General features: G+C 42.7%; 33 protein-coding genes. 12 read left to right on the top strand and 21 right to left on the bottom strand.

What is annotated here, in order from left to right; genetic code table 11:
• Window positions 1-2 precede the first annotated feature (2 nt).
• From R7Z50_RS14700 to R7Z50_RS14640, 13 genes are all read right to left on the bottom strand, one after another.
• Complete coding sequence (locus R7Z50_RS14700; RefSeq protein ID WP_053409807.1) at window positions 3-233, bottom strand: hypothetical protein; 231 nt, start codon at window positions 231-233, stop codon at window positions 3-5.
• Between the two features lie 102 nt (window positions 234-335).
• A complete protein-coding gene (locus tag R7Z50_RS14695) occupies window positions 336-1,337 on the bottom strand; it encodes an SPFH domain-containing protein (RefSeq protein ID WP_053409808.1) in 1,002 nt (333 codons plus the stop codon).
• 42 nt (window positions 1,338-1,379) lie between these two features.
• A complete protein-coding gene (locus R7Z50_RS14690) occupies window positions 1,380-1,805 on the bottom strand; it encodes a hypothetical protein (RefSeq protein WP_053409809.1) in 426 nt (141 codons plus the stop codon).
• A gap of 127 nt (window positions 1,806-1,932) precedes the next feature.
• Window positions 1,933-2,223 (bottom strand): hypothetical protein, encoded by a 291-nt coding sequence (locus R7Z50_RS14685; protein ID WP_053409810.1) that lies wholly within the window; start codon window positions 2,221-2,223, stop codon window positions 1,933-1,935.
• On the bottom strand, window positions 2,220-2,684 hold the full coding sequence (locus R7Z50_RS14680; protein WP_053409811.1) for a hypothetical protein: 465 nt from the start codon (window positions 2,682-2,684) through the stop codon (window positions 2,220-2,222). The genes R7Z50_RS14685 and R7Z50_RS14680 overlap by 4 nt, the downstream gene beginning before the upstream one ends.
• A 237-nt stretch (window positions 2,685-2,921) precedes the next feature.
• Complete coding sequence (locus tag R7Z50_RS14675; RefSeq protein WP_053409812.1) at window positions 2,922-3,563, bottom strand: hypothetical protein; 642 nt, start codon at window positions 3,561-3,563, stop codon at window positions 2,922-2,924.
• Window positions 3,556-3,834 carry a hypothetical protein gene (locus R7Z50_RS14670; RefSeq protein ID WP_053409813.1) on the bottom strand — a complete coding sequence of 93 codons (279 nt, stop codon included), beginning with the start codon at window positions 3,832-3,834 and terminating at the stop codon, window positions 3,556-3,558. Before R7Z50_RS14670 ends, R7Z50_RS14675 begins: the two co-directional genes overlap by 8 nt.
• A 51-nt stretch (window positions 3,835-3,885) precedes the next feature.
• A complete protein-coding gene (locus R7Z50_RS14665) occupies window positions 3,886-4,272 on the bottom strand; it encodes a WGR domain-containing protein (RefSeq protein ID WP_053409814.1) in 387 nt (128 codons plus the stop codon).
• 573 nt (window positions 4,273-4,845) lie between these two features.
• Window positions 4,846-5,079, bottom strand: coding sequence for a hypothetical protein (locus R7Z50_RS14660; RefSeq protein WP_169780636.1), 234 nt, complete (start codon window positions 5,077-5,079; stop codon window positions 4,846-4,848).
• A gap of 111 nt (window positions 5,080-5,190) precedes the next feature.
• A complete protein-coding gene (locus R7Z50_RS14655) occupies window positions 5,191-5,721 on the bottom strand; it encodes a hypothetical protein (RefSeq protein WP_053409817.1) in 531 nt (176 codons plus the stop codon).
• A gap of 128 nt (window positions 5,722-5,849) precedes the next feature.
• Window positions 5,850-6,758 carry a carbon-nitrogen hydrolase family protein gene (locus tag R7Z50_RS14650; RefSeq protein WP_053409818.1) on the bottom strand — a complete coding sequence of 303 codons (909 nt, stop codon included), beginning with the start codon at window positions 6,756-6,758 and terminating at the stop codon, window positions 5,850-5,852.
• Between the two features lie 239 nt (window positions 6,759-6,997).
• Window positions 6,998-8,416, bottom strand: a complete 1,419-nt coding sequence (locus R7Z50_RS14645) for a hypothetical protein (RefSeq protein ID WP_053409819.1) — start codon at window positions 8,414-8,416, stop codon at window positions 6,998-7,000.
• 7 nt (window positions 8,417-8,423) lie between these two features.
• Entirely contained in the window at window positions 8,424-9,272 is an 849-nt protein-coding gene (locus tag R7Z50_RS14640; RefSeq protein ID WP_139374581.1) for a hypothetical protein, read from the bottom strand.
• A gap of 133 nt (window positions 9,273-9,405) precedes the next feature.
• On the opposite strand from R7Z50_RS14640, the gene R7Z50_RS14635 reads away from it, so the two are divergent.
• The 3 genes from R7Z50_RS14635 (at window position 9,406) to R7Z50_RS14625 (ending at window position 12,311) form a co-directional block, all read left to right on the top strand.
• Window positions 9,406-10,572, top strand: a complete 1,167-nt coding sequence (locus R7Z50_RS14635; RefSeq protein ID WP_139374580.1) for a hypothetical protein — start codon at window positions 9,406-9,408, stop codon at window positions 10,570-10,572.
• A complete protein-coding gene (locus tag R7Z50_RS14630) occupies window positions 10,523-11,656 on the top strand; it encodes a S1 family peptidase (protein WP_258718590.1) in 1,134 nt (377 codons plus the stop codon). The genes R7Z50_RS14635 and R7Z50_RS14630 overlap by 50 nt, the downstream gene beginning before the upstream one ends.
• Window positions 11,657-11,741: 85 nt before the next feature.
• The gene (locus tag R7Z50_RS14625) at window positions 11,742-12,311 is read left to right on the top strand and encodes a hypothetical protein (RefSeq protein ID WP_139374579.1); all 570 of its coding nucleotides are present in this window, start codon (window positions 11,742-11,744) and stop codon (window positions 12,309-12,311) included.
• 25 nt (window positions 12,312-12,336) lie between these two features.
• On the opposite strand, the gene R7Z50_RS14620 is transcribed toward R7Z50_RS14625, so the two are convergent.
• Entirely contained in the window at window positions 12,337-12,720 is a 384-nt protein-coding gene (locus R7Z50_RS14620; RefSeq protein WP_318124009.1) for a hypothetical protein, read from the bottom strand.
• Between the two features lie 108 nt (window positions 12,721-12,828).
• Here R7Z50_RS14620 and R7Z50_RS14615 point away from each other — a divergent pair, with 108 nt between their 5' ends.
• The 6 genes from R7Z50_RS14615 (at window position 12,829) to R7Z50_RS14590 (ending at window position 16,371) form a co-directional block, all read left to right on the top strand.
• Window positions 12,829-13,287, top strand: coding sequence for a DUF6884 domain-containing protein (locus tag R7Z50_RS14615; RefSeq protein ID WP_053409825.1), 459 nt, complete (start codon window positions 12,829-12,831; stop codon window positions 13,285-13,287).
• Window positions 13,288-13,358: 71 nt separating this feature from the next.
• Complete coding sequence (locus R7Z50_RS14610; RefSeq protein ID WP_053409826.1) at window positions 13,359-14,036, top strand: hypothetical protein; 678 nt, start codon at window positions 13,359-13,361, stop codon at window positions 14,034-14,036.
• 12 nt (window positions 14,037-14,048) lie between these two features.
• Window positions 14,049-14,345 carry a hypothetical protein gene (locus tag R7Z50_RS14605; RefSeq protein ID WP_053409827.1) on the top strand — a complete coding sequence of 99 codons (297 nt, stop codon included), beginning with the start codon at window positions 14,049-14,051 and terminating at the stop codon, window positions 14,343-14,345.
• Between the two features lie 113 nt (window positions 14,346-14,458).
• Window positions 14,459-15,154 (top strand): NYN domain-containing protein, encoded by a 696-nt coding sequence (locus R7Z50_RS14600; protein ID WP_053409828.1) that lies wholly within the window; start codon window positions 14,459-14,461, stop codon window positions 15,152-15,154.
• Window positions 15,155-15,355: 201 nt separating this feature from the next.
• Complete coding sequence (locus R7Z50_RS14595; RefSeq protein WP_053409829.1) at window positions 15,356-15,601, top strand: hypothetical protein; 246 nt, start codon at window positions 15,356-15,358, stop codon at window positions 15,599-15,601.
• A gap of 8 nt (window positions 15,602-15,609) precedes the next feature.
• On the top strand, window positions 15,610-16,371 hold the full coding sequence (locus R7Z50_RS14590; protein ID WP_053409830.1) for a hypothetical protein: 762 nt from the start codon (window positions 15,610-15,612) through the stop codon (window positions 16,369-16,371).
• A 266-nt stretch (window positions 16,372-16,637) separates the two neighbouring features.
• On the opposite strand, the gene R7Z50_RS14585 is transcribed toward R7Z50_RS14590, so the two are convergent.
• From R7Z50_RS14585 to R7Z50_RS14565, 5 genes are all read right to left on the bottom strand, one after another.
• The gene (locus R7Z50_RS14585) at window positions 16,638-17,156 is read right to left on the bottom strand and encodes a hypothetical protein (protein ID WP_053409933.1); all 519 of its coding nucleotides are present in this window, start codon (window positions 17,154-17,156) and stop codon (window positions 16,638-16,640) included.
• A gap of 35 nt (window positions 17,157-17,191) precedes the next feature.
• Complete coding sequence (locus R7Z50_RS14580) at window positions 17,192-17,482, bottom strand: hypothetical protein (protein WP_079324404.1); 291 nt, start codon at window positions 17,480-17,482, stop codon at window positions 17,192-17,194.
• Between the two features lie 107 nt (window positions 17,483-17,589).
• Window positions 17,590-19,494: a BRCT domain-containing protein gene (locus tag R7Z50_RS14575; protein WP_053409832.1), complete on the bottom strand. Its 1,905-nt coding sequence runs from the start codon at window positions 19,492-19,494 to the stop codon at window positions 17,590-17,592.
• Between the two features lie 234 nt (window positions 19,495-19,728).
• Window positions 19,729-20,352 carry a class I SAM-dependent methyltransferase gene (locus R7Z50_RS14570; RefSeq protein ID WP_053409833.1) on the bottom strand — a complete coding sequence of 208 codons (624 nt, stop codon included), beginning with the start codon at window positions 20,350-20,352 and terminating at the stop codon, window positions 19,729-19,731.
• Window positions 20,353-20,446: 94 nt separating this feature from the next.
• Window positions 20,447-21,502 carry an ion channel gene (locus tag R7Z50_RS14565; RefSeq protein WP_053409834.1) on the bottom strand — a complete coding sequence of 352 codons (1,056 nt, stop codon included), beginning with the start codon at window positions 21,500-21,502 and terminating at the stop codon, window positions 20,447-20,449.
• A 163-nt stretch (window positions 21,503-21,665) separates the two neighbouring features.
• On the opposite strand from R7Z50_RS14565, the gene lepB reads away from it, so the two are divergent.
• The 3 genes from lepB (at window position 21,666) to R7Z50_RS14550 (ending at window position 23,004) form a co-directional block, all read left to right on the top strand.
• Entirely contained in the window at window positions 21,666-22,391 is a 726-nt protein-coding gene (gene lepB, locus R7Z50_RS14560; protein ID WP_053409835.1) for a signal peptidase I, read from the top strand.
• A gap of 101 nt (window positions 22,392-22,492) precedes the next feature.
• Complete coding sequence (locus tag R7Z50_RS14555) at window positions 22,493-22,810, top strand: hypothetical protein (RefSeq protein ID WP_053409836.1); 318 nt, start codon at window positions 22,493-22,495, stop codon at window positions 22,808-22,810.
• Between the two features lie 23 nt (window positions 22,811-22,833).
• Window positions 22,834-23,004: a hypothetical protein gene (locus tag R7Z50_RS14550; RefSeq protein WP_157052367.1), complete on the top strand. Its 171-nt coding sequence runs from the start codon at window positions 22,834-22,836 to the stop codon at window positions 23,002-23,004.
• Window positions 23,005-23,068: 64 nt separating this feature from the next.
• Here R7Z50_RS14550 and R7Z50_RS14545 read toward each other — a convergent pair whose 3' ends face one another.
• Complete coding sequence (locus R7Z50_RS14545) at window positions 23,069-25,147, bottom strand: tandem-95 repeat protein (protein WP_189338765.1); 2,079 nt, start codon at window positions 25,145-25,147, stop codon at window positions 23,069-23,071.
• A complete protein-coding gene (locus tag R7Z50_RS14540; RefSeq protein WP_053409838.1) occupies window positions 25,125-26,597 on the bottom strand; it encodes a tetratricopeptide repeat protein in 1,473 nt (490 codons plus the stop codon). Before R7Z50_RS14540 ends, R7Z50_RS14545 begins: the two co-directional genes overlap by 23 nt.
• Window positions 26,598-26,698 lie beyond the last annotated feature (101 nt).

The raw sequence follows: 26,698 nt of genomic DNA, 5'->3' as shown, positions 1-26,698 counted from the left end.
ATCTAATCAGTGAAGCCTAAAGACACCTTTTCTTCTTCCTCTGGCTCCAATAACAGAGCGTCGTAGAAGCCATGCTCTTTGAACCAGTCAATTGTAGAGCCATCAATTTCAGGCTCAAGCATTAAGCTACCCGTCGTTTGCAAATAGAGAAGGTTTACGAGAATAGCTTTATCGATGTCGCTAAACGTTTCCGTCTTTTGAATTAGCTGATGTGAGAACGATGCGTTGTTCATGGTCAATATCCTTAAGTCATTAGGTTATTAACAAGAGTAAGGCGAGTTAGAAAACGCGAAAGGGTATAAAAAAGCCCAGTTCAATGGCTGGGCTAAGTTAGGTTAATTATCCAAAGAGATTACTGTGTCCACCTCTCTGTTTGTGCTCAACATTAGAGTTAGGTTAGTGGCCAACCTGCTTTTATCATTGTCACTGAGCTTAATATCATCTTCTTCCGAAAGATTTCGTACAGCGTTGGCAGCGATCTTTACGATACCGGTTGTTAGTTCTCGTTTGGCTTTTACAACCATTTTTGCCTGCTGAGCCTGGGTCATTGCCGCCGCGATTTCTGGCGCGTAACCCATTTTATTAAAACTCACATCGATGGCTTCAAGACCATACTTGGTAACGTCTTCATTGATAGACTTGATGATCTCTTTTGAAATTTCATCTGTTGATTGGGTTAGTGTGGCAATTGTACCTGCATCGGCTTTTTCCTTATCTCCATCTATCTCAGAATATTTATCATCACCAAACTCAGCGACGTGCTCATACGGATACTTCCCAGCAACGTTGCGAATATTACCTTCAACTTGAGAACTGAAAAATTCATCAAAATCATCCAGTTCATAAACTACCAACTCGGGGTTAGCTACTCTCCAACTTACTACCGCTGAAAGCGTAATCAGACTACCGTTAGCATCATTTATTTTTAGGACATCAGTCTCAAAGTTTTTTACCCGATAATTCAGAAGAGTTGTTGAAAAGAAAGGGTTAATCCAGTGAAGTCCCTCTTTCTTAAATACGCCTAAAGGCGTGCCGAAAAGCTGTACAACACGAACCTCTTTGGGGCCGAGAGTTTTCAGCCCAATAAGACAAAAGAAAGCAAGAACGCCAAGAGGGATGCTGAACCATCGATATGGAGTTGTTTCCGTATATCTGGTAGCAAGGCTATAACTGGAAACGGACTGTACCGTTTTAGTTCCAATCACGCCAAAGCCAATCATGAGAGCAGAGAAGACGATAAAGCAGATGATAAATAGCATCAAATAGCCGTTAATCGTAAAAATTTCTTTAGACGGTACTTGAACATTAACAGCCGATTCGCTGGTGGATTCTGTCATTGGTGATCCCTATTTTGAAAGTTGTTGTGTAACTGAGAGTAATCAAGCTTCTTTGAACAATGGAACAAGGCACTTGTAAGTTCTAAACGCCAGCAGGCCAAGCATGCCAAGGCATAAAAGTCCGAACATTTGAATAACAGCTAATGCGATATGACCAGCCATTACCGGATTCTGGGCAATGTATTCAACCGTTGGATAGACCATTTCATTGAGCTGATATTGGATGAATGTAGCTCCAAACATCATAGGTATTCCGAGAGACATGATTAATGTGCAGTATTTGCATGTCGAGGTAAGGTGGCTGTAGTAGTGTCTAGCTGTTGCCGGGGCGCCGCGGCCAAATAGCCAACCAGTTATCCAAATGATGATTAGTAGGGGGATAAAATACAGCTGTATTTGTGAAAGCAATATGCCTCCAGTACAGAGCAAGGTGTACATCAAACCTATCGATATTTTATGTTGTTTCATTCATCCTCAAAGCATTGCTGTGAATCGATATAATCTAGCGATTGTACAATATTTAACTTTTAAAAACGCTAAATTTTGAACGTGAAGGAATATGAACGCCATATTCGATGGCGTCCAATGAAAGTAATTAGTTGGGTAAGTCCGGTAAGACGCGGGTTAAATTATGTGAGGCTTTTTGCATTAAGTAGTCTGGTAATTCTAATTCTTTTATAGCTCCAGCCATTCTGTTTGGCAGTTGTGAATCGATTTGAGAAATCATCACTCCCGACAAGCATATGCCTGCAAGTCTTGGGTGACCGTTATTGTCCTGCCTAGCACGCTTAGCAATGCTAGCGGAAGGGTGATCATACCAATTGGATAGGTTTGGGTTCTTAAACCAAATCAGTCCGTCCGTATCGATGAAGACCTTATCAATCATGCTGCGTCTCCCTCTGCGGGTGCATATTTGCCGGCATTAGTGATAATCACGTCGTCTAATTCAAATTGATCGTTCCATGACGCGTTACAGCAAGGACAACTAACAGCCATCTTCCCTTTAGAGGCTACCTTCAAAAATTCATCGCAATTCAAACCTAAACCTGAACCATCCATATTGTCGTATTGGCAAATAACGCAAGCTTGGCCATGAGACAGGTATCGCTCTTCTTGAAGAGGGCTTAAGGCCTTAATGTTCAGCTTACCTGGCTCAAGAAGTTTCACAGCTGATAATACGTATTGATTATTCCATTCTGCGAAGCAATGTGAGCATTGGCAGTCTTGGGACACAGATGTATCTCCGAAGTCGGGTTCGTCGTGCTCGATCGAGCTGTCTGAACATATGGGGCAGATGTCACCACCGTGTTCGATAAATTCCATTTTCTGAGTATCAGTTAATTGCATTTTTTAGCCCTCATTTAGTGATATTTCAAATTTTCACCCATAAGTAAAATCGCGCAATATCAATCTGATACGGTATTATCGTGACATATTGAAGGGTGTTTGTTTGTGGTGACAAATTGAAGGATATGGAAAAGCAGGGAGAATGGATCGAGGGAATAAAAGCTTGAATAGCTTGCTGGTGGAACAGGGATGGAGAATTGTTTTAAGGGCGGCGCAGCCATATAGCTGCACCATCAATTAAACGTATCTTACGGCGGCAGTAACGCCATCGAACTGGGTACCCGTAAGATTGAGCCGCATCCGACTAATTAAGTTACTGACCGCGTTAAATAAGTCACTGGCTTCTCGGGGTTCACAAAACATACAAAATGTATCGCCTTCAAACCTTGAGCTAATTTCTCTATTAACCGATAACAGGGATAGGGCCTCTTGGATGTTCTTTTCATTTACGGTTTTCTCCGTCGCGGCATAATTTTCAAAAGTGATTTTGGCCGTGAACGGCATGTTTGCTTTTGCACGATTAGCCGCGACTTTCTGCGGGTTATAAACGTAAGCCGCGTATAACACATATGGCTGGGCTGACTCAGGCGTTACAACGACCGCATAAACCACGTCAGAACTAACCATAAAATCTTGGGTCAAGGCTTCTTCGGCGTCCAAACGACAGGTGAACGTTTTGTCATTAATCACTTGAAAAGTTGATGATGGGCCTAGTGCCTGAACGCCCGTTTTTGAACAGACCTTATTCATTCGTGATACACGAAATAAAGCATGTTCCTTATCAGTAATCTCCAGAGAATCTCCAGTTATAGGAACATCTATGGTGTGAACGTCCATAAAGCCATTAACATTCAAATGGTTGATATTAAGTTCATACATCACACTTTTCCTCTTGAACAATTTTTCTGAATTGGACCAAACCACCTTGATCAAAGAAAAACTGGAGCCCGGCAGCTCGACATCTCCGGTTAAGTTCAGTCTCTTGCTTTTCCGTATTAGCAAATGACTGTAGCTGGTCAACAACCCGACCTGGGCTCAAGTGTCCAAGCTTTTCAGATGCACTCATTTCTTGTTCAGACATGCACGGTACATCTTTTAAGCTTCGTAGAATTTTGTAAGCATCATTACGTGGAATTTTACGGGCTATCATATGTCTACTCTCACTCTGATAGTATTTGGCCTGCTGAGCAGGCCATCTTTTTTAAGCCAATTTCAAACCTGTCCAGAAGGAGTCATCTACTGCTGGTTCTTCTTCAATGACGATTTCAGGTATAGATGGAACCATTTGGGGCGCTGGTGTGCCTCTAACAACTTCATTAGGGCTTGTTTCTCGCATTAACGAGTAGGCATCACGATTACTAAAGCGCTTAGAGGAAACTAACTCTTGGCCTTTAGTCAATGCAGATTCAAAGACAGAAAAAGTGTCTACGTCTCGCGGTTTACTATTGGTACCGATTCGGCCATAACGACGTGTAACAGCAAATGAATCTATACCGCGTTGGACAATCGAAACCTCATAGAACTTATGCTTGTTCTCTGAACTGTTCGTGTGTTCAAGGTACCACTGGTAAACAACCTGTTCTTTCATGAATATATCCCCAATTCGTTTTAATTTTTATATGGTTGCACACTCCGAATATCGCGCAAATGCACGCTTAGACGCCCATGCCGAAACACTTACAGGTAGCATGTAGCAATAGACTGAACAGATTATTGCAAACCCGGTAAGGAGCATTAGTTCGGTCAAAGCCTGGCTGAACTGCAATTCTCCAGTCAGGTAGTTGGAGAAATGTCGAAAAGTAGGGGTTAAGACAGTATCAACACTCTGGGCGATCGACACTGACATAGAGACTATCGATAGAAAGATCCACGGTGTTTTGGAAATACTTTCAGTTGGACGGTTTTGATGTTTATAGGCACACATCAGGCCGATAAGCGACCAAAGTAAATAATTAATAGCAGTAAGCATTGTTGTCTCCAACGTAGTTAAATTTTTACCCGTAACGGGTGCATGAATTTCATTTCTGATTGTTCTTGATGTCTTCTATGGGACGTCAATGGTGTCTTCTGTGACATCAGAAACCGCGGCCACACTCTGTGCCCAGAAGGGCTTTTGGCAAAAAAGTTCTCTGCGACTTCAATTAAGTCTCCGTAGACATCTTTATGAGGTCGAAATACGCATGTAGATCTTGTTGTAATCTTCGTGCGAGCAACACATCCAAGGTTCTATGCCATTAGGTGTTTCAGCCATCAACATCCGGTACCGACTGCCAATTTTGAACGACAGCACTTTTCGATTAATCGTCAGTCGTTTCGCTTCAAATTCACCAGTTGGTGTTCCAGAAGCAATTTGCTGAGTAATGTTTCTGGCCTTCTTTGCTATCTCGGGTGGCATCCCTGATAAGCTCTTCTTAAAAGTTCGCGGTAAATTGCCAATTTTTATTGATAGGTGTTTGCCCATTTTTCATTCTCCAGTTCGTTTCAACATTTAAGGTGTGGCGCCGGGTTACAGGAAATTTCCTGATACATGGTTTCCGTGTTGATCGCAGGGATAACCATCCGAATCCATGTCGAAATGCATTTCACCGCACTCCCAACAACTGATGGTTGAATTGAACTGGTAGATGTCACCCGTAGACGCGTGAAAATCCTGGCTGGTTCTACTGCCAATTTCAGCAAGCTTTGCCATGTCCAATGAGCTCACGTCTTGAGGAAGATCGTCGTTTATTGCAAGAGCGGTAATTGCTCGCTTAACCAGTGACAATAAGAAGGCATCTTGACTTTGTTGAATCGCTAAGCGCTTACACCAAAGCTTTGTTAAAGCACCAATTGAAGTGCCGTCTAGCTCTTCGTCGAGTACAAATATTGAAGCTGGGATCGCTTCATCAACATCTGCGCTTTGCGGGAGGGATACAGAGCATCCTTCAATTGCTTCTATAAGCATATCGATGGTGCCATTGAATTCGCCTGTTGCGGCAACCACGTTGGCCAACTGGTGAGGAAGAGCGTTGCGTAGTATTTGTGGTACATTTTGCATATTTAAAATCTCAGTCGTTTGTTATCTGATATTTCAAATACTGCGGTCAAAACGAGATCGCGCAACTCCCTGGGCAGATACTAAAAGAGCCGCGTAATTGCAGCTCTTTTATCAAATAGAAGTTGGTATTAATTCGTCACTCTAAAAGTAGCTATTTCGGAAAACCTAACTGTAGACTCTGTGTATTTGCCTGACGGTGAGCTAAAACCGCTTGAACCGCAATAGTAGGATGGTAAGTTGTTACCGTATAAACGTTCTCCGGTACCATTTGAACCAAGCACATAAGCCGATAGATATTTTGCAGCATGACTAGCCATGCCGGTTGCATTAAAGCCGGGGTTCCCGCATTGAGATTGCTCGGACGAAGTGACGCCCCACGGTACAATTATAACGTTAGCGTTTGTTTTTTTTACTCGATCTAAAGTACCTGTGATATTGCCTTGACCTGGCACGTAGGCATCCGCACAAACGAGTAAGGTTGTTTGGCCAAAATCAGTCTTGACCGTTTTTATGTCTTCGACTTTTCCTGGTGTGTAGCCGCATTTGGTTTTGTTTAAGTACCGTTGGCAGTCATCGGGGTCAAACGCATTACCTAATACATTCACTTTGCGATTATGGAGAACTATTTCTCCATCAGGATTAATGAGTATTCCACTATCATAGACGTTATAAGCGCCTGGTAAGCTGCCTGCTCCAGCGCGCTCAGCTCTCTCTGCAAGGCCAACGGCGACCCAAATATTTAAGCTAGATGCAATCTGGGCAAACTTCTCACTATATTTTCCGGGTATTGGTTCTGCCTGCATAAATGCGTTGGGATTTAGCCAGCCAAAAACAGAGCTCTCAGGGAAAATGACCAGTTCGGCGCCAGCGGCTTTGGCACGAGAGGCAAGTAGCTTCATTTTGAAGAAATTACCTACATCAGATGATTTGAGTTGAACCGCGGAAAACGTAAATGGTTTTGCTGGTGGTTCGGGCGAAGCGTTTGTCATGTTAGCGAATAGCATTACAGCACCGCACAAAAGAAGTCTGATTCTCATTTATTCACTTAAATTTGTTGTCCATAAATTTCAATCATTGTTGAATAGCCTTAGTCCCTCGGATGCGTTCTTTCCCTCTGCCGTTGCAACTGCCACACGGAGGCGAACCATTAGAGTCATAATACCCACTGCCATTGCAGGAAGTGCACGGAACTAGTATCCAACCATAAATAAACCGGAAGTAATATTCTTTTCTCGATGCCTTTCTTTCGTGAAACGTAGTCAAAACCATTTTCCTTTTAATTTAGTGTCTGGAGAAACTTTGTTGTTACTGCAAAGGCATAATCGATCGAGCTTTCCAACAGTTCATGATTTAGTTGTTCACCCGCTTCACTTAACTTGTGATCAAGTGCAGAAATGAAGTTTTTTACTGTCAGAGATTTCAAATCGTCGTTACAAACCGGCAATTGAATATATCGGCCGGCGCAATTGATTTTTAGCACGTGGTCGTTATCAGTAGATGACCATTCTTTATTGAACTTATTACAGCCTGATTCGCGTAACTTTCTATTAATGAATGGCAGATGACTACTCTCAATGGATTCAAGTACGGTAGCAACCTTAGTCACGGATGCAGCTACATCCAACGCGTGTTGAGTTCTCTGGTTTTCAATGTCCTGATCGCGTTTGACCATAGCGGCTTGAACGTCGGTGATTGAAACGCGGCCACCGATCAAATCGGAAAATGTAGGCAATGCCGAACGGCTTGAATAACCAAACTCAATGTTATGGATGTTCGTCAAGATTGGTTCTAGTAGATCTGATGCATCACTATCGATTAGCGTGCTGACCACCAACTCAACAGGAGTTTTTGAGTTGAATATTGCCTTGTTCATGATGATAAAAGCCATTCTTCTCGACTGATAATCGATGCGGTTAAGTAGATGGTTATAAGCTTCATTCATTTTTTCTAGTGTTGGGGTGTCAGCTCGCATGAACCATCCGTGTAAGCAATCTGATAATTTCGTGCATTGTTCTTTTGCCGTTGATGCCCGGCGATAAGCGAAAACAGCGCTAAAGGCTTTCTGACCAATTCGGGCTTTTAGTGTTTCATCAAAGCTGGTGGCGAGTTCAATGAGCCTAGCTGTCTTGTGATGTCTAAAGAACCATGTATCAAAGGCCAACCACTCTGCAGCTGCGTAGTGGGTATCAGAGTGCATTGGAACAGGAAAATCACCCAGCAGGTGTCGGGCTGCCAGTTTTGCCGCATTTTTTTTCTTTGTTGAGCTTAACCCGGCATCCTGCTTTGACAATTTATTTGCCAGATGCTCAAGGATGTCTTTCATTGGATCAGTGCTGCAGCGGTTAGCCCGGATTAAGCGCCTAGCCAAAGATAGGGAATCACTGCACTCGTAGTTTGGTAATGTGCTGTCTTGAAAATAATCCTCGGTATTTGCGTCGAAGGTTATTTCAGTTGAGTCTTGTAACTGGCGAACAACCGAAGACACGTAGGCATCCGATCCGTTCGGTAGCAATTTCTTGATCGGAATATTTACCGATTCGCCGGCATCATCGATGCAAACTGCACTTTTCGCGTTCTTCTTCTCAAGCTTGAAAATAGAACCATCAGGCATTTTAATGTTGTCACCAATCGCCACTTTGACCCATGAAAGTGCTTTTTCATAGTGTGTACCTTCACCTACTAGCATTGTTCCCATGACAGCCTCACTTAACAGATTGTGGATATTGGTTTTGAGTAATTCGCTTTACGGCTGCACTTATTACCTCGTGCTCGGATTCCGAAAGCAGGCGGTCAAAGTGTTGGAAAGGTAAGTCCGTTTCTGTGCTAAGAGCTTGAACAAAATCAACATACTCACTGTCATCGTTAACATTTAGCCAGTGTTCGCGCATATTTTCCTTGGTTTCTGGTTGTACGCTGCCGAATTTAACTAGGTCGCAGTATTGTTGCTTATGAAGAGAGATCCCCTTAAGTGTTAAATCAGACTTCAAACGATACGGTTGCCCTGTGAGGTCAGACCAAAAGGGCTTACGGTAGAAAGACATCAAGGCATCACCTTGCAAAGCGTCCAATAACGTCTCTGTATTTTTTGTTAAATCTCTTTCCATGAAGAATGTAATAAATTCATCCGATTCAACCGCGTTTGTTGAGCGAAACAAATAGTGTCCGTCAGTCGGTACCAGATTTGCTTTGTCTTCAATGACAGAAACTACCGCCAGTCGATTTAACTCAGTCGGTTCATTTTCAAACTTCTGGTTGTCACGCCCAACAATTACACCACCAAACAAGTTTGCTTTATCTGATTCGAAACGACGCCATATGTCATTCGTTGGTAATTCAGAAAGAGAGTGCTTTTCATAAGTCTCGCCAAATTCGTTTTTTGGAACAAAGGACGCCTTACGAACATGTATAAGGAAGGTGTTATCACCTGTTTTCTCACCGTACATCTCGTATCCAGATGCGTCACCCGCAGTGAGGCCATTAGTCAGCATTACGCCAGCAGCTATAAGGTTGTTGTGAATCTTTCTCAAGACAATTTCAAACTTATTAATCATGTTCATTTCTCGTATTCAATTGGTATACATGTATTAAACGACAGATGTAAAAACGCGCAAATTTGAAAACGATGGACTGTGTTGTATTTGATCTTGCGCGATTCTGATAGTCGTGTAATTTTGGAAATATGAGTTGGCTTGTATACTGAAATTACAAGCTGAATTGTTATGTGTATATGGAGTAGTTCAAATGGGAAATGATTGCCAAGAATTGAGTTTTTGGAATCGCTTGTATGTCTTGTTTACAGGTAAGTTACCAACCTCTGCTTTGGAAGTTGAACAAGAAGATAAATCACCAAATAGTGTTGAGCTTATGCTCGATTCTGATTTGAAACAGTGGGTAGAAAACTGTTCATATCAACAAAACTGTTCAGCAGTAGATTTCATTCAGAACACGTTAACTTCTGTGAAAGAATCAGAGACTGGGAACATTTCTGTATGCCTTGAAACGGTATGTTCTCGCTTCCGCTATGTTTTTGAAGTGCATAAGATAAATCCGTTCGACATCCCTCTGTTAATCAACAGCAAGGAGATTCCACGTTCAGTGCTAATGGATGATGAAAAGCTTATCGATACTTTAAATGATGATGTATTGGCTGAGGTATCGGAGCGTTTCAATGTCGACATCAAGTGGCTCAAAGGGACCGGCAAAGAATTCCAGAAACACGATGGTCAATTTAAAGTTTATAAAAACGTTGGTTCTCTAGCAGCAAAACTTGCAAAACTTAAACTCAAGAATGAACGAGTGGAACTTCAATTTGTGATTGGTACAGATGAACCAAACACAGAGTATGAATTGTCATTAGGAGATAGTGCCAAGAACGAAACTCAGATAGGAGTGATCTTCAAAAGAACGAAAGTAATAAATGGTAAAGAAATTGCTACTTACAGCGTTTCTGGAAGTGATGATTGGAACTACAAAAAATGCAGAAAACATTACAAGCTCTTGATGATGTTTTGTAAAAAAATGGACATTACGTACTCTGGTCTGTCACTTTCAAAAGATAACTTTAATAAGGTATTTTTTGGTGAATTACCTGCCATTTTAGTTGCTAAGTTCAAGAAAGATACATGGTATCCAACTAGCTACGTATCAAATGATTCTGAAAAGAATCCTGATTTCGAAGGCTACGAGCAATTAAAGAGCATTTACGGCACCCGAGAGGACGAATGCCATATGACTGAAATCGAGCATATCGAACGGGCGTATCGTTTCCCACATTTGGTTGTTGATCGTGACTTATTCGAAGATGGCTTATACGAGAAAAGCTTCATCAAATCAGAAGAAACAGAGAAGTAAAAAGGTTCAAATGAAGAAATTAAGTCTATTCGGTGCTATCTGTTCCGTGTTGCTCCTGACCAACACCTCCACCGCAAGTAGTGAGGAATACAGCACATATATTTATAACGGTTTGACTACTACTACAGATACTTGGCCTTCCTACGCGGCTCTTTATTACGACGCATCAAGTTACACTGGTGTTTATGGCCAATATTGCGGCGCAACAATTATAGATGCTAATCATGTCGCTACGGCTGCGCACTGTATTAGTGATGGAAGTGGAGGGTTGAACGAGGAATATCTTGTGTATACTGCAGTTCTTCCGCAGCTGTCGAATTCAAATCAATTTTTATCTGGTGCAGTAGAGAACATCAGAATTACGAATGTTTACCGTCATCCAGATTATGTGGATTCATCTAGTGAAAGCTCGGTGCCTTGGCCAAATGACATTGCAATCTTAGAGCTTGAAGATGATATGAATGTTTCCAGTTCTGATTACGCGGTGTTGGCAGAATCTACACAAGCAGATTCATACAGAGTAGAAGATGAAAGCTTCATTGCTGTTGGTTTAGGAATGACAGAGAGTGGTAGCTACTCAGATCAATTGTTATACACAACACTGACATATGTCCCAACTGACTCATGCGACATGGGAGCTGGGGAAAATCAGCTGTGTATGCAAGGTGCATATAATGCAAGCACTGGCGTTCGGAACTCTACATGTTCAGGAGATTCGGGAGGTCCTTTATATTGGTATGACGATGACTTGGCTGAATACGTGCAGGTAGGCATCACGAGTTATGGTTGGGATGGCTGTAAGAGTTCAACATCGAGTGATACGTCCGTATTCACTGAGGTTGCGGATTATAGTGACTGGATTGAGTCTGTGTTAAACGACGAAATTACTCCCGATCTGGTTGTGACATCAACAATGCGCGATTCATACAATACAACCGTTGAAGATGCCGATGACATCGATGTTTCAGGCGATGATGAATCAGATTATCAGGCAAACAGTGGTAGCTCTGGTGGTAGCACATCTTTTGGCGCCGTATTCTTCCTGTTAATGGCTGCTTTCATTCGCAAAAGATCTACAAAATAAATCAACGAAAGGGCGGTTTCACGTGTTGCGCGTTTTTTACTTCGATTTTTAATTGTGGGAGTCGAAACGAATAAAGGGCAACACAGTGAAACTATTCCACTACACACTTGGCATTAAACTCGAATCTATCTTTGAAATGGGGCTTTTACGTACCAGCCCGTTAAAGCCTCAGTATCCTGAGAAGCCTATATGCTGGCTATCATCCAACCCTAACTTTGAAATGTCGGCTCTAAAGCTTGGAATGGATATGAGCGGCCAATCCTCTCTGATGACACTCGCACAGATGGCAAAATATGGCGATGGCCTCTACCGTTTTGTTTTTGACTCTGAACAAATGCCGGTAGATATTTACCCTTGGGCGATCTTGAAGCCGCGTTCGAAAGCAAAGCCGAAGATTACTAAGCGACTCATTGAACGGGCTAAATTGGCCAATGCGAATCCAAATGAATGGTTTGGTACTTTGGACCAACCAATTTCAATTGCGAATGCTGTGCTTGAAGTAGGGGAGATTAAGCATAATGGTGAAATTGAATGGTCTGCAGTACACGGCCCTATTAATATTGATAGCCATGTTCTGCAAGTAACTTTAACAGATTTAAAGCGCGCTGGCTTGGGTGTGGAGTGCAGCAATCAAACTTGGGCCGTTGGTCAATAGCCAGTTAGTTTCTAGAGTCCTCGGCTTACGCTGAGGGCTTGTTCATTATCCATAACACCAATTCTTTTTTAGAGTTACCAGGTAGGTCGAAACAAACTTCATCACCATGCCAATGTACACCCTCTGTATCTTGGATACGAAATTCATTCCCCATGAAGTTCAAGTCGAGAGCAAGAACACCTAATTCCCCAGTGCTCGCGCAAATCTTAAACTTAGCCCAGTTACCCAAATCAGTAGAATCCACCTGCTCAATAGTTACGCTTACGCTATTAATAGTTAGCGTTTGTGTTGGTCTGAGAGTTATACTGTTAGATATGTTCTCACTTTTGTTGAACATGATCCGCAGTGAAACACTATCTTCACTTGGGATTAAGACTTGAGCTGATATTGGGAAATTAATTGCGTTCATCTTGATTTTGGGCTTCCACAGTTTTTGTTCAAGTTTCATAGTCTAAATTAGCAGCGGTTTTAAAGCCACTAACTTTCAAAATTGAATTCGTAATAGCAAAGGGAAAGTATGTCAAAATACGAGGTATACATTGTTTCTGCATCCGTAGAACAAGACTGGTCAGAAAAAGCGATTGAGGCTCATTCGTTGTATACGTCACCAATGTTCTGTGCGTGTAAGACATACGTTGAGAAAAAAGGCTCGCCTTGGCTGATTCTTTCGGACATGCATGGAGTCGTTTGGCCAGATACTATGCTTGCACCATATGATTCGGCTCAACTGAGCGATCAGGAAAAAAGTCATCGAATAGAAAGAGCATTTGACCCGGATGCTTTGGCATCAACCTTGATAGTTACCCTGCAGATTCAACCCGAACGCGGATTAGCAATGTCTCAATGGAAGAAAAATATTCTTTCCCAAACAAAATTCATACTCCTTGGTGAGTCTGATTCTCTAGGTTTAGCAGTGACAGAGCTGGGTTTAATTGGATCTCAGGTCGAGTTTTCGCATAAGGGAATCCCTGCATAATTGGCATATTGCGCGTTTACGAAACTGCAATTTAATTGGGGTATCAATTCACTAAATAGAGAATACCCCATATGAATTCTATCAATATCAATCTTACCTTTTCCGTGGAAGGTGTTGTTTTCCCCGAGTCTATATCAGAATCTCTCAAAGAAAATGTTCGTGCAGCAATTGAGGCAAGCATTGCCAACGGTCATCTAACAGACCCTGACGATACACAATCGGTCGTAAAACTTGAGTCTGTGAACGCAATCTCACCATCAGTTTATATTGAGCAAGAAAACGGGCGGTTGGACCGAGTTTTCACAAATGTTCCCGGATTAGAAGTAAACGCAGTAGACCTTGCAGATTGCGAGGAAGAAGAGAATATTTTCGTTCGTGAGGGAAACCATTTCTACCTTTATTCTGGACTAGATTTTAACTACCTATCAGACGTATGCGAAGACGGAACTTTCGACGCACAAGCCTTGAAAATAATCCGAAATGGTAACTTTGTTTCGGTTAGCAAAGAGGATTTTGTTCATAGCAATGCAGATATTGAGATGCGCGATGTATTCCATTCAATTGATGGTGGCTGGTCGACAACAATGCCTACAACGGAAAATGAAGGGATTATTGAATCTGGTTACGAACTTTTCTATGTCAAAGATGGACAAGAATATGTGTTGCACCGTTTTGCTAGAAAAAAGGCAGCTGAACGAGCTATGCCAATCTTTAGCGAAATCCGAGAACGCTTACGTGAAGAATACTAGGTAGGAGTACATATGATCCCAACACCAATATTAATCATGAGTATCGCACTGACGTTAACTATTGGGCTTTACTTTAAGTGGCAAGAGTTGAAGCAAAAGCAGGTATGCATTTCCGAAGGGTGGCAGGAATGCCGTGACAACATAGCAAACTATGAACTTGCAAGAGAAAACACGCATTTAGTTTACATTGGAATAACGCTAACCCTAGCTGTGTTGATTGCGATTGCTGGTGGAACCAACAATGTCGGCAATACGCTGGCAGCAACAGCTGGATTGTTACTCGTATACGGAACATCACGTCAGAAATAATGAAGACAATTTGACGATAATTACGCGGCCATTGCCGCGTTTTTTATGCCTTGCAGGTTGAGTGTTCCATGATTTCATTGGGCTTAACCTAGAAAAATGTGGAGCAAGACCCGATGAAAAGAACGATCTGTTTGATTGATGCTGAGAACTATTCAGCCAAGAAACTGAGTGAAGTGACTAAGTTTATTCAACGAACCGACAACCTTATAGAAATGCGTGTGTATGGTGACTTCTCAAGGCCGGGGCTCAAGACCTGGAAGAAATACGCCATCTCTAAAAGCATGGTTTTAGTTAATGAACCTGGGGCTGTTGCTGGGAAAAACAGTAGTGACATATCTTTAGTGGTAGATGCAATGACCTTGCTGTATGAGCGACGCAGTGAGTTTGACCAAGTAGCTTTGATCACTTCGGATTCTGATTTCGCAGTTCTAGCTCGACGATTCAGAAACTTGGGGGTCGATGTTCAGGGGTTTGGTGAAGCTAAGGCTCCTGAGAGCTTCCGTATGGCTTGCAATAACTATTGGTGCTACAACGAGGTGGTAGAAGAAAACAAACGTCCTCACGGTCTTTCTGGGCCGCTTTTAAAGCTTATCAAATTACTTAAGAAGGCCATTAAACAGAATTTGAATTCTGATGGCTGGGCTATGACCGCCAGTGTTAATAGAAGTGTACGTTCACTAAACCCTAGTATCCATCATAAACGTTATGGTGCGAAAAAATTCTCTGATTTGTTCAGGAGATCGGATTTGAGAACTATGTTCGAATTGAGAAGAGTAGGGGATTCATTACAGGTAAAAATAGCATGTTAACTTTTCATGGTGTTACAATAACGCTAAATATTGAAAGCGGAGTAATACGTGTATTTTGAAAATGGTTATCTGAGAAGCCGTACAATCGAGCAGTATCTAGAAAGACATCGATCAGGTCATTTAAGCAAGAAACAATCTACTCTGTTCCTGTTTTGCCTGTATATCCAAAACATTCTTGAGTCTTGGCTCTTTCACGGATTAATGGTTGTAACTATTGCGGTTAGCGCTACAGGCGCATTTGGAATTGAGCCGCCATTGTGGTCAATCCTGGTCACGAGTTTTCTTACGTTAACGTCACCACTGTTTCCTGTTGTGAAAGTGCTAAAAATTAGCTCTGCATACAAGGCAGGACGTGCAGATGCTGAAAACAATAAGCCATACAACAATCGATATAAGCGTTATAGCCAAGCCTTTGACGCATATAGCGCGGGCTATTCAGAGGGCTGATTCTAAAGATGGCAGTACTCCCGAAAGCAGAGAGACTGGCGTTACTTGCGCAGTCCACATACGGTAGTGGCAAGCATACTGGCAGCAATAGTAAAACAGCCAGTAAACAGCGTCGAACTGGGTTCAGGCAAGTTAGTGCAAAGCAACTACCTCAAAACGGAACCCTATCACTTGTAGAGTTCAATGACCTTACTGCACAGCAAGAAAAAATTGAAACCAATCCACATAAGCAAGAGATCATCCGTTTAGACGAACGTCCAGACCTGATTTCTAAAGACAGGGAGCATTACGAGCAAACTCTATTTTTTGACTACGTATATGAGCGTTATCCTGAGTATTACAATTTTTTAGCAGCAACACCAAACGGCGGTTTTAGACGCAAAGGTGAGCGTTTCAGGTTGTGCGCAGAAGGGCAGAAAGCTGGTTGGCCAGACTGCCAATTTGCCTGCCCAAAACTAGGGTTTCATGGGCTATACATTGAATTTAAACGACCTGTTGATTCATATCGCTCAATATCAGAAGCCAGAAATGCATTAAAGCCTCACCAATTGGCTACTCTACGGATGCTCCTATCACAAGGGTATGCAGCTAAAGTTGCTTACGGGGCACATGAGGCCATAGCGATTTTTGAATCGTATATAGGAGTTGGAGGTGATTATGACAACGTAGTGTTATTCTGTCCTAAATCGGTATTGAAACCACCTGAACCTGGGGAAGTATTAGAGCTTAAGCGAAATTCATTTGAAATATTAGAAGCCGAGTACGCTTAGCCCAAAGTAAAGGCGCATCATAGAATGCGCCTTTAGCTTTTATGACGTTAAGACAATACCAACCGTGGCGGTCAATATGCTTAGGCACAATACAAGAACAGAGAGTTGTACCAGTATTGGTTTGTCATCGAGGGTTTTGATCAACTTTGTTAGCGCGTTAATCAGCACTGTTAGAGCTTTGATATATTTCATTTGCTTTTTTATTTAAAAGAAGCATAGAAATTTTCTCTGGTGTACTGCAAGGGCAGCTTAGAAATAAATGCAATTTATTTTTTGCCAGAGGGTAGGGTTAGGTATAAGTCGTCTGCCGTGATTCGCCCCATAAACAGCATTATGTCAAGCACGTCCTTGTAGCCATCCAAGATTGCCTTTTTGGTCTGTTTGTAGGCTTCCTCTCTACCTCTGTTTCTGATCGAACGTACAACAGACTTCATCTTTCTTTGACCATTAACAACAACAGGGAATTTAGCCAAATAGCATTCATCAATGGTATCACCCCGTGGTTTAAATATGATCTTTGGTTCAAGTGTATGAGGCAACCGTGTGAAGAGATACCTATCTCTTAATACTTGATGCCAGTACTTACCCCAAGCTCGTTCGCCAATCTCGTCACGTATTTTAACAGCCTTTATTAACGCTAATCGTTCATTACTCTTTATGAATCCAATACTTTGAAAGGTTGTAGTGTCATCAGGTAAATGGACGTGGATTTTCACGGCTACATCCGATTTTGATATAAACCGGTATTTCACAGATGAAACCAAGTTCGACTTGTTTACACTCATTTTCTTCCCAGTCATACGGTTGTGATAGTCGATGTTTAGAGATCTTTAGGCACGTCTATCGTAGACATGAAATCAGTAAGATCTCTTGATGCTTTGATGTTCCTCTCTACACGAGAGACAGAGAAAATAACGCCAGATCCTGCTTGCCATGTTCCGCAGTGACCGTCATTCACATAAAACAAGGTTAGGTCTGAACCGTGCTCACTATGCTTTTCGGTAGTTATACTACAGTCAGAATATAGCGATTCAATCTTGTTGCGAAAAACGGCTAGTGAAACTGTGCCATCAAAGCGGTGTGCATCTGAGTTGTTCTGTGTGTTGTTCATTTGTATCTCAATGAGCTGTTGGATGATTTAATTAGGCTACGTTACTTGCTGCAACCCGCAATGAACAAAGCCAGCGTTTTAAGCTGGCCTTGTATGGTAGGAGATGGTTAGTCTTTATAGCGCTCCCAGTATTCACTCTCGGAGATGATTTCAACACCAAGCTCTTTAGATTGCTCTAATTTTTTCTGTCCCACTTTCTCGCCGCAGCAAAGTACATTCGTTTTCTTGTTAATAGATTTCTGAACGTTAGCGCCTTTCGATTTCGCATCTGCCTGCATTTCATCGCGGCTACCGCTCATAGTGCCAGTGAATACGATGTTAACGCCACTTAGTGAGCCATTCGCAGATGTCTCGCTTAATTCCTTTTCAATGTCCTGTGTATGCTGGATATTGAAGCCACGAGACAAAAGAAAGTTCAGAGAGTCACGACGCGCTGTAAGCGATTCTGAGATGTGCTTTGAGTTTTTCTTACCGAATCCATGAATAGCACTTAAATCACTCTCAGTAAGGCTACCCAGTTCGTCAATGCGGAAGTGTTTTAGAATGTTCATACTCGCTGAACGACCGAGTTTTGAAATACCTAAACTAGCGACAAGGAACTTATCTTGAATAGGCTCACGGATTCCTCGTTGAATTTCAGATACAAGGTTGGCAGCTTGTCCCGAACCAAAACCAATATTGATAAATGACTCTTCGTTCATTAGATAAATCTGTTCAAAACACGTGAAATCATTGTCAATTAGACGCTGAATCGTTGCGCTACCAAAGTTGTCAATACCAAGCATTTTGAAGTGATGCGAGATAGCGCGACCTTGTTGTGCAGGGCATGAAATGTTTTTGCACGCGATGAATGTGTTAATACCAGTCATAGGATTTTTAAGCCATTCTGTCGGCTCACCGCAGCACGGACAGTTAGTTGGAATGTTGGGGGTTACAGGCTCTAAAGTTGTTAAATGATTTGGGATAACTTCACCAGATCTTATCAAGCGAAATTTTGCTCCAATACCTAGACCGTGGTCTTTCACGTACTTTGCATTCTTCCCTGAAATCTTTGTAATCACTGCACCAGACAGTTCCGTTGGTGGGATAGTGAATACGTGGGTAATACGACCAGTCTTGCCAACAGAAAGTGTTTCACCAATGATTTCCACATCTACGGTTTCACCAGCCTCTTTCTTGGCTATTTGCCAGTTGTGGTAGCGATTGTTGCTACCCATTTTTACTTTGAGTTCATCAGATTCAACTTCAATGACAGTTCCGTCCAAAGGATATGGAGATGATTCTTTTGTGCGTAGTACAAGTTCATCAAGGTTAGCCAGTAGTTCGTCACCACTCACTACAATCACTGGCATGTCGCGGTACAGTACAAGGTGAATGGCTCCGTCCTTGAGAGCTTTTAAAGCCGCGTCGCTATATGTTGATGCACTAGCTGCTCCGCTTACGAAATTACGTGGATGTGCGAAGTCATCTGCTAGATTGTCTTCGAAATAGGCAGTAGGCATTACCACCTCACCCACGCCATCACGACTCGCGTCACCGACAATCACAAGCCCATTATCTAGCAGTTGGCTAATGTCGTTACCGAATGTTCCATCGCCTCGTGTTACAAGTTGGCGAGTGGAAGCTACATAGCGGCCTGCAATACCGTCCAGTTTTGCTAAGACACGGAACTTAACATCTTCTGGATTCATGCCAATTGAGGAAGCGATTGAATGGCAGCGATCAACATAGGTTTTGATTTCACTTAGTTCATACGCCTTGTCTGTCGAAAGCATGGGGGTTGGATGCCCTATACGACCTTTCGCATTGTCAGCGGCGGTGTCAGTAGGTTGTGGTTGTGAGAAGAAAACATTTTCAGGATCTTGAGCAAAAAGCTCACTAGCATAAAAGTCAAATGATTCGTCAGACACGACTGGAGAGCCTTTACGGTACTCGCTGTTTAGGTAAACACATAGCTCTGATAGCTGAGTAGTTGATAGTGTCTGAACTGGTTGCGTAAGTAGATTTTGCATTTAAATTTCCACAGTGTTTTGGTTGGTTTAAAACAACTATATTTACAATTGGAGATCGCACAATAGCTGAAAACATAGCGATATATGGGCAATAAGAGGGGAGGTTTAGGGGTATTAAAACTACGTTGAAGATAAACAGACAGAAGTCCCACAAGACACCTGCCTGTTATTGTTCTTCGGTGAGAAAATTGATTGTGACTTCTATGCAGCCCGGCGCGACTGCTCAACAGTAAGTTATTGTACTAGGCTAAGTTGCGTGGAGTTCCCTGTAACCTCTAAGAAGTCATGTGAGCACTCAACTAATCGAAATGCGCCTTTGGTTGGAATCTCTCTAACGGATGCAAAATACTGTTGTGCTTCCAGCTTTAGCTCGTTTTTCAGGTAACCTTTTTGGAATGTTGATCGGAGCGTCCTTAGACCGTCTTGCTCACGAACACCCTTTAAGCCACGGTCAGTGGAAGAACGAGCGGCAATGTACGCTTTTCCTTTACAAACCGAAGCCATTTGTTTCCATACATGGTCACGTGCAGCTGGTGGTAAAGTGTTAACGACGAAAGCAGAAAATACCGTGTCGTATGAATTACCCAGCAGTTCCGGGAAGGGAGCGTACACATAATCATAATCGTGGCAAAAAGCCACTTTGTTAATCGCGTCTGAATCTTGGCTAGTTCTGCCTTTGCCATAATTCAAGACACTACCTTTAATCAATCCTGCTTTGAGCAACTGCTTGAGTGGAGCCGATGGAGAGCTACGAGCTATAGAAGTCCTCGCACTGATTTTGAAGTCTTCTATGAGCGATTCTGTAGGCACTGTAGGCTGTAGAGAATCAATTGGTACAGAGAGTAACTGTTTGGGCATGTCTAAATCCTTCATTGTTAATTAGGATCTATATTTGCAGGCACTTTAAAACGCGCAAAAAAAATGGCCGCTGAAAGCGACCATTGATACGTGTTTAAGCAGCTTGCCAATCAACTTCATCGCTCATGACTCGATTAGCGGCGATGTAGTGAATAAAATGACCAGACTCTACCAAATGGTTTTCATCGGGATTAAGGATTACGTCATCACCAGACTGTAGTGTTGAAACTGCAATCAACGTGGCTTTATTTCTTTTCCTCATTATGTCGGATAGTTGCCCAATGCTTACTGGAGAGTGTAAAAGAGGGACTTGCAGAGAAAATTGAGTCGCACCCGTTAGAGGATTTAGCAACTGGCTAATCACTCGACTAGAGCCGGGGTCTTGCATCGATCGTGCAAGTAAAGATGATGTCCGGTTCGTGCCGCATTCAACATTCTTGCAGTGTTTGTCTAACAGCTCTGCGTTCGCAGGTGAATCAAAGTAAGCAACGATGTGGCATTTTTCATTTACAGCAGATGATAACGACAAAGAGGCCGTCAAGGTCTGTTCATCATTCTCTGCGTGGATAATTACTCGATTTGCCGCGTGTGCCGCGATTCGTTCAAGTTCATTTACATCTGAAAATGAGGTGACTTTAGCAAAGGACACCTCTGATAAGTCAGGCAAAGGGTGTGTCATTGAAGAATCTTTTACGCATAAGAGAATATTTCCGTTTTGGCGTCGTTCGTCAGATAAAATGCACTTGATCAGTGAATCCGTTTCTTCGCCCCGGTAGCCGACAACGAGAACGTGTTTATTAAAGCTATTAAAATCTGAGGTTCCATTCATGTTTCGCTCGATAATTTCCCGTGTTTGATTAATCATTTTCCCAAGTAACGCCCCGAAGATGGCTAAAGATACCGGTAACTGGTAGATGGCCATGAACAATGAGCCTGGGTCAGTTACAGGGGTCAGTACGCCGAACCCAACTGTGCTTCCTGATACCGACATGTAGCGGATAAAATTAATAGGTTGAATTAGTTCAAATTCACCACATAAGTAAAAGCCAGCCCAACAAATCGCGTAATGCAGCCCAACGACACCGAGCAACGACCGCCATGTCACTTTGTGTAGGTGGTGTGCAACAATCTGATAGACCTTACGTATCATTATCACTTGTTCACCCTGTAATTAACGAAAAATGCAATTCTAACGTTGAATATTGAACATGCAAGATGCGTGAGGGGAATAAAGTCTGCGTCATTACAAAACTGAGAGATTTTCAAGAGGTAGAGTGTAGGGTAATATTTACCACACTTTCAAAATATAATGTATGGCGGTTACCGTGGTAAACTTTTTCGTTTTGACACTGGCGTTTGTTACGTTGGTTTGTGCAATCATATGGCTGTTGGAGCGCCATGTATGGATGCCTGCACGCTATAAATCAATAGTTACATTGCATAGTGAGGTCACTAGCGACGTCAAGTTAACAGCCCGTCGCCCGGTGTTGATCTCAGTCATTTGTATGCTGTTTCCCGTTATCCTCTATGTATTTCTAGTACGCTCGTTTTTCTTTGAAATCTATAAAATCCCAACAAAATCCATGTTGCCGACGTACAAGGTTGGCACATCAGTGTTGATCGATAAATTTGCCTACGGGGTGAGCGACCCGTTATTCCACAATGTTTTGTTGTACCGGGAGAAACCAGAGCATGGTGATGTAGCTGTGTTTATGCTGCCTGATAATCCTGGAATAAATTACATCAAACGTATTGTAGGCGTCCCTGGCGACACGGTTATATACAAAGATAAAGTGCTTACTGTGGAATCTAAATGGCTAAAGTTAGTTGAGTTCGATAACGCCATTCAGATCGATAACACTAAATCCGACAGAATAGATAGCTTCTTCATTCAGAAAGACATGGAAAAGGGAGTCTGGAAAGTTCCAGAAGGTCAATACTTTGTTATGGGAGACAACCGAGATGAAAGTCAGGATAGTCGATTCTGGGGCTTTGTCCCTCAAAGCAATCTGGTAGGGAAAGTCATATACAGTTGGTAATCGGATTCAAGAAAAAGAAAATCATAGGGAAAGTCGACGTTTGGATACACATATCATTTCTTGCTGACAAAGGGCAGCATAGACTACAGGAAGAAGAGTAAATGAAGTCTTTGAAAGCGGTACGCAGTAAGTTCGTGGTTGCATTCATGGTGGATAAGATGGATATACCAAGCCGACTTAGTTTGTTAATCGCTATTGTCGGATTAGGCTGTCAGTTTTTGAGCACGTTGCTCGGTGGAGTGAATCACTTTGTCGGTAGCAGTGTAATTCCTCATGTTGCGGCAATACTGTCGATCACCTCCAGTGTATTTATATTAATCCTGTGTGTGGTTGTGGTGCAGGGGTTTATGTTACGTAACTATCTAGTTAAAAGGCGCACAGCCAAAAAATCAGCATTACAGTCTTCGGGATCTATCTAATCATGTAACAAGGGAAAAAACATATGCATTGGGTAATTGGCTCTTCCGGTGTGGCACTTTTAATTGTTCATTACCTAATAGAGCAGAATGTAATTTTAAATACTTTTGGTTGGATAGGAATCGGTTTAGGTGTGGCAATGTGGTGGCATAATGAAAAGGAATTAATTGCAAAAATCAGCAACAAGAAAATGTAGTGTAATTGCCAATAAAAAAGCCACCGTCTGGTGGCTTTTTGTTTATGTCTAACAAGGAGTTTTGTTACTTAACATCAAAGCTGATTTGGAAGTTAACAACACCATCTTCACCTGCTACTACCGGGATAGCTTTAACATCAACAACGCCTGGTGATGGAATGTCATAGGTAATCACTGTAGGTACACCCGGTTCAATTCTTTGGCCAAGAATAGTCACAGGGAAAGTTACTGAACTATCCATCGTGATGGTTAGGTCATATGTACCGGTGATTAGATTACCAAGACTGTCTTTAATGCCGGTAAAGTACACCGCGTTCATCTTCTTACCTGCTGGTGTTTCGAATTCCTGTGGAATACTGAACGTCTTAAGCAGGATAGAAGTTAGAGTTACTGGACGATCATCACGTACATATACCGCAATGCGTTTCATTGCCATACCGCTGTGGCCATCATCGACAAGTAATTCAAGTGTGTAATCACCCATGTCTGTATCACTAGGGCTCAACGTCAGAGTACCTTTTGAACCATCAAATGCGAACTTAGCCCACTCAGGAAGTGACGATTTGTTAAGTTCAGTCATTGTGGCCGTCAGGGTATCACCGTCAACGTCATTAGCGAGGTACGTGTAATCCTTAGTGGTTTCCACAGTGATCTTGATTTCCTCTTGTCCATCGACTGTAGGAGCATCCTGAACGCATTCAACGTTGATGTTTGATGTTGCTATGTTCGATTTGCCACCCTCAGTGGTGATTTGGTAGGTAAATGTATCAAAACCACAGTAGTTCTCTGCCGGGGAGTACAGTATGTTGCCATCTACCCATTCAGCTGTACCATTTGCTGGGTCAGAAACGATGTCATACTTAGAAATTACGCCGCCATCGATGTTGTAATTTGGCGAAAGTAATTTCGGTGTATCTTCAATAACAGTTTCGGTCACACCATCGAGTATTGGAGCGTCTACGACACACTCGACAAAAACGTCACCTTTCGCCAGTTCAGACTTACCTGCAGAGTTTGTCACGCTGTACTGGAACTCATCGTTACCACAATAATCAGGGTTTGGCGTATAAAGTAGTGAAGCACCTTGCCAAATTACCGTTCCGTTTGCTGGAGCAACTTCGATGTCACGTGATACGAGGTCACCACCGTCAAGGTTAACAGTCGGTGTCGCGCTCTTAGAGTTGTCTTCTAGTGTTTCAATGAAGACGTCACTAACAATCGGCGGATCAACAATACAAGTAACATTGAGGTTTGCAGTACCTACGTTTGAGTTGCCGGCTTCTGTAGCCACTTGATACGTGAATGTGTCAGCACCACAGTAGTTAGCATCCGGGGTATAAACAAGATTGTTACCATTCCAAACTGCCGTACCATGTGCAGGCAGAGACTTGATAATTCTCTTAGTTATTGTACCACCATCAATGTTGATGCTTGGACTTAGAGACTTGTTAGTATCTTCATCAAGCGTACCGCTCACATTACCAATGATCGGTAAGTCAACAACACAAGCAATACCAACAGTACCGGTTGCTATGTTTGAGTAGCCACCTTGAGTTTTAATGCGGTATTGGAAAGTATCTGAACCACAATAGTTATTCGTTGGGGTGTAAACAAGTTGGTTACCTGACCATGAGACAGAGCCGTGAGCCGGTTGAGTCGTCACGTAACGCCCAGAGATGGTGCCACCGTCAAGGTTCATGCCTGGCGATAGTGTTCCTTTAGTGTCTTCTGTGATGTTGGTGTTCGAATTACCAAGTACTGGAGCATCAACTACACAGGTCACGTTGATAGTCGCGGTACGCGTAGCAGACCAACCAGAAGAGTTGGAAGCAGAGTAGGTGAATGTATCTCGACCACACCAGTTAGCAGCTGGTTTGTAATAGACATTATTGCCTGACCAGCTTGCTGTACCATGTGCAGGGCCGCTATTGATTCTACGTCCAGTAATGGCAATAGAACTGCTTAGGCCCGGGTTCATTGTCGTAGCGCCGTCTTCATTGATTGAGCTAGATGTATTGCTCAATGATGGGACAGGAGCGGCAGCTGGTGGAGAACCACCACAGTTAGCACTTGCCTGATGACTTGTGACTATAAGAGCCATCATCAGCGCAAGTTTACGATTAAACGTTGGAGTTATTTTCAACTTGGAAATCTCCCTGTTTTGCATACACATCTAATTTCTCTTTTGCGCGTGTATCACCAATTCGATGCGCTTCCTTATATAAGCGAAGGGCAGCTTCGGTATTGGCATTAATCCCACGGCCTTTCTCATACATTTCGGCAAGGTTATAAGTACCTGATGGGTCATCTAGATCCGCGGATTTTTGATATAGCTTTATTGCCATTTCATAGTCTTGCTTGGTGCCAATTCCGTTCTCATACATCCAGCCAAGGTTGTAAATCGCGTTCGGATAGTTCATGTCAGCTGCGGCACTAATCAGTTCAAAAGCTCGCTTTTCGTCTTTCTCGATGCCTTGGCCGTGGATTAGCTGCCAACCTAAATTAACCATCGCATCAGCATTACCAAGTTCGGTACCGCGAATAAAATGCTCGACTGCTCTAGGAATATCTTGTTTTGTTCCGGTAGATGACAGGTAGAACTGCCCGGCATATGAGTGGGATAGTGGGTAATCCTGCTCTAATGATTTTTCTATCCAATGGAAAGCATCTTTATCATCAACCGTAATGCCTTCTGGTGCTAAGTCATTAAGGGATGAAATGGCAATTCCTAGCATGGCTTGAGCCCGAGGGTTTCCATTGGTCGCTGACTCTTTTAGCCACTCGACAGCTTGAGCTGGATTTCGGTCAACGTCATGGTCATACAACAAGATCTCGGCAAGCATTGTGTGCGCAGAATCGTTTCCTTGTTCTGCTGCATCTTCGAAAAGTTTTAGTGCCATCTCTTTGTCTTGCTTTACCCCGGTGCCTGAGTAGTAAGCATTACCGGCATCTAGCATGGCTTTCATGTCGCCAGTTTTAACAAGAGAGAGGTTCCATTGCATCACTTGAGCTTTTTTAGCAAAGCCTGGCTCAAAACGGGCACGTTCGACTAACCAACGAAGAGCTTTAGGACTCTCATTGTTTGCGGCGGTTAGATATAGTTCAGATGCCTTGTTTATGTCTTCTGGTACGTTGATTCCTAACTCATAGAAACTTGCTAAAAGTAGCGTGGCATCAATAGAGCCGAGGTCGGATGCAGTTTGATATAGCTTTAGTGCACGCTCTATCTTTGGTTCGCCGCCGATAGCACCCATTTCAAGGAGCTCAGCCAGCTTAATAATTGCGGATGTGTTTTTGGTTTGTGCTGCTGCAGAATAAAACTTATATGCAGCAAAATAATCATTAGATGACAACGCCTGGTCGCCATCTTCAATTAGCTTAAGGGCGTCAGGTTGCTGAGCAAGTGTAAGTTGATTTGCAGAGATTTCATCGGCGGTTAGGTAATCACTTGCCGATATTTGATCTTGCACTTCTACGGCTAACTTATCGTTTGTTGTCGCTTCACTAGATGGCAGGGGTAAAACGCCCTTGTAGCCAGCGATAGCGACACCAAGAGAAAGTGCCAATAGTGAATATTTAAATGGGCGTTTCATTGACCCCTCCGGTTACTTTGCAAAGTAACCTAGAAGGGTAGAGGTTATTCAAATACTGGGTGTTTAATAAGTAGTAGTATTTAGGTGGTGATAATTACTGG

This window comes from Vibrio sp. 1249-1 (assembly GCF_033340495.1).
Note: the sequence above shows the minus strand (reverse complement) of the source record. Positions and strands in the feature narration are given on the sequence as shown.

What these genes read in the sequence shown, in the direction of transcription:
- R7Z50_RS14700 (WP_053409807.1), bottom strand. Translation starts at nt 233, where the DNA reads ATGAACAACGCATCGTTCTCACATCAGCTAATTCAAAAGACGGAAACG.
- R7Z50_RS14695 (WP_053409808.1), bottom strand. Translation starts at nt 1,337, where the DNA reads ATGACAGAATCCACCAGCGAATCGGCTGTTAATGTTCAAGTACCGTCT.
- R7Z50_RS14690 (WP_053409809.1), bottom strand. Translation starts at nt 1,805, where the DNA reads ATGAAACAACATAAAATATCGATAGGTTTGATGTACACCTTGCTCTGT.
- R7Z50_RS14685 (WP_053409810.1), bottom strand. Translation starts at nt 2,223, where the DNA reads ATGATTGATAAGGTCTTCATCGATACGGACGGACTGATTTGGTTTAAG.
- R7Z50_RS14680 (WP_053409811.1), bottom strand. Translation starts at nt 2,684, where the DNA reads ATGCAATTAACTGATACTCAGAAAATGGAATTTATCGAACACGGTGGT.
- R7Z50_RS14675 (WP_053409812.1), bottom strand. Translation starts at nt 3,563, where the DNA reads ATGTATGAACTTAATATCAACCATTTGAATGTTAATGGCTTTATGGAC.
- R7Z50_RS14670 (WP_053409813.1), bottom strand. Translation starts at nt 3,834, where the DNA reads ATGATAGCCCGTAAAATTCCACGTAATGATGCTTACAAAATTCTACGA.
- R7Z50_RS14665 (WP_053409814.1), bottom strand. Translation starts at nt 4,272, where the DNA reads ATGAAAGAACAGGTTGTTTACCAGTGGTACCTTGAACACACGAACAGT.
- R7Z50_RS14660 (WP_169780636.1), bottom strand. Translation starts at nt 5,079, where the DNA reads ATGCCACCCGAGATAGCAAAGAAGGCCAGAAACATTACTCAGCAAATT.
- R7Z50_RS14655 (WP_053409817.1), bottom strand. Translation starts at nt 5,721, where the DNA reads ATGCAAAATGTACCACAAATACTACGCAACGCTCTTCCTCACCAGTTG.
- R7Z50_RS14650 (WP_053409818.1), bottom strand. Translation starts at nt 6,758, where the DNA reads ATGAGAATCAGACTTCTTTTGTGCGGTGCTGTAATGCTATTCGCTAAC.
- R7Z50_RS14645 (WP_053409819.1), bottom strand. Translation starts at nt 8,416, where the DNA reads ATGGGAACAATGCTAGTAGGTGAAGGTACACACTATGAAAAAGCACTT.
- R7Z50_RS14640 (WP_139374581.1), bottom strand. Translation starts at nt 9,272, where the DNA reads ATGATTAATAAGTTTGAAATTGTCTTGAGAAAGATTCACAACAACCTT.
- R7Z50_RS14630 (WP_258718590.1), top strand. Translation starts at nt 10,523, where the DNA reads ATGGCTTATACGAGAAAAGCTTCATCAAATCAGAAGAAACAGAGAAGT.
- R7Z50_RS14620 (WP_318124009.1), bottom strand. Translation starts at nt 12,720, where the DNA reads ATGAACGCAATTAATTTCCCAATATCAGCTCAAGTCTTAATCCCAAGT.
- R7Z50_RS14615 (WP_053409825.1), top strand. Translation starts at nt 12,829, where the DNA reads ATGTCAAAATACGAGGTATACATTGTTTCTGCATCCGTAGAACAAGAC.
- R7Z50_RS14610 (WP_053409826.1), top strand. Translation starts at nt 13,359, where the DNA reads ATGAATTCTATCAATATCAATCTTACCTTTTCCGTGGAAGGTGTTGTT.
- R7Z50_RS14605 (WP_053409827.1), top strand. Translation starts at nt 14,049, where the DNA reads ATGATCCCAACACCAATATTAATCATGAGTATCGCACTGACGTTAACT.
- R7Z50_RS14600 (WP_053409828.1), top strand. Translation starts at nt 14,459, where the DNA reads ATGAAAAGAACGATCTGTTTGATTGATGCTGAGAACTATTCAGCCAAG.
- R7Z50_RS14595 (WP_053409829.1), top strand. Translation starts at nt 15,356, where the DNA reads ATGGTTGTAACTATTGCGGTTAGCGCTACAGGCGCATTTGGAATTGAG.
- R7Z50_RS14590 (WP_053409830.1), top strand. Translation starts at nt 15,610, where the DNA reads ATGGCAGTACTCCCGAAAGCAGAGAGACTGGCGTTACTTGCGCAGTCC.
- R7Z50_RS14585 (WP_053409933.1), bottom strand. Translation starts at nt 17,156, where the DNA reads ATGAGTGTAAACAAGTCGAACTTGGTTTCATCTGTGAAATACCGGTTT.
- R7Z50_RS14580 (WP_079324404.1), bottom strand. Translation starts at nt 17,482, where the DNA reads ATGAACAACACACAGAACAACTCAGATGCACACCGCTTTGATGGCACA.
- R7Z50_RS14575 (WP_053409832.1), bottom strand. Translation starts at nt 19,494, where the DNA reads ATGCAAAATCTACTTACGCAACCAGTTCAGACACTATCAACTACTCAG.
- R7Z50_RS14570 (WP_053409833.1), bottom strand. Translation starts at nt 20,352, where the DNA reads ATGCCCAAACAGTTACTCTCTGTACCAATTGATTCTCTACAGCCTACA.
- R7Z50_RS14565 (WP_053409834.1), bottom strand. Translation starts at nt 21,502, where the DNA reads ATGATACGTAAGGTCTATCAGATTGTTGCACACCACCTACACAAAGTG.
- lepB (WP_053409835.1), top strand. Translation starts at nt 21,666, where the DNA reads ATGGCGGTTACCGTGGTAAACTTTTTCGTTTTGACACTGGCGTTTGTT.
- R7Z50_RS14555 (WP_053409836.1), top strand. Translation starts at nt 22,493, where the DNA reads ATGAAGTCTTTGAAAGCGGTACGCAGTAAGTTCGTGGTTGCATTCATG.
- R7Z50_RS14550 (WP_157052367.1), top strand. Translation starts at nt 22,834, where the DNA reads ATGCATTGGGTAATTGGCTCTTCCGGTGTGGCACTTTTAATTGTTCAT.
- R7Z50_RS14540 (WP_053409838.1), bottom strand. Translation starts at nt 26,597, where the DNA reads ATGAAACGCCCATTTAAATATTCACTATTGGCACTTTCTCTTGGTGTC.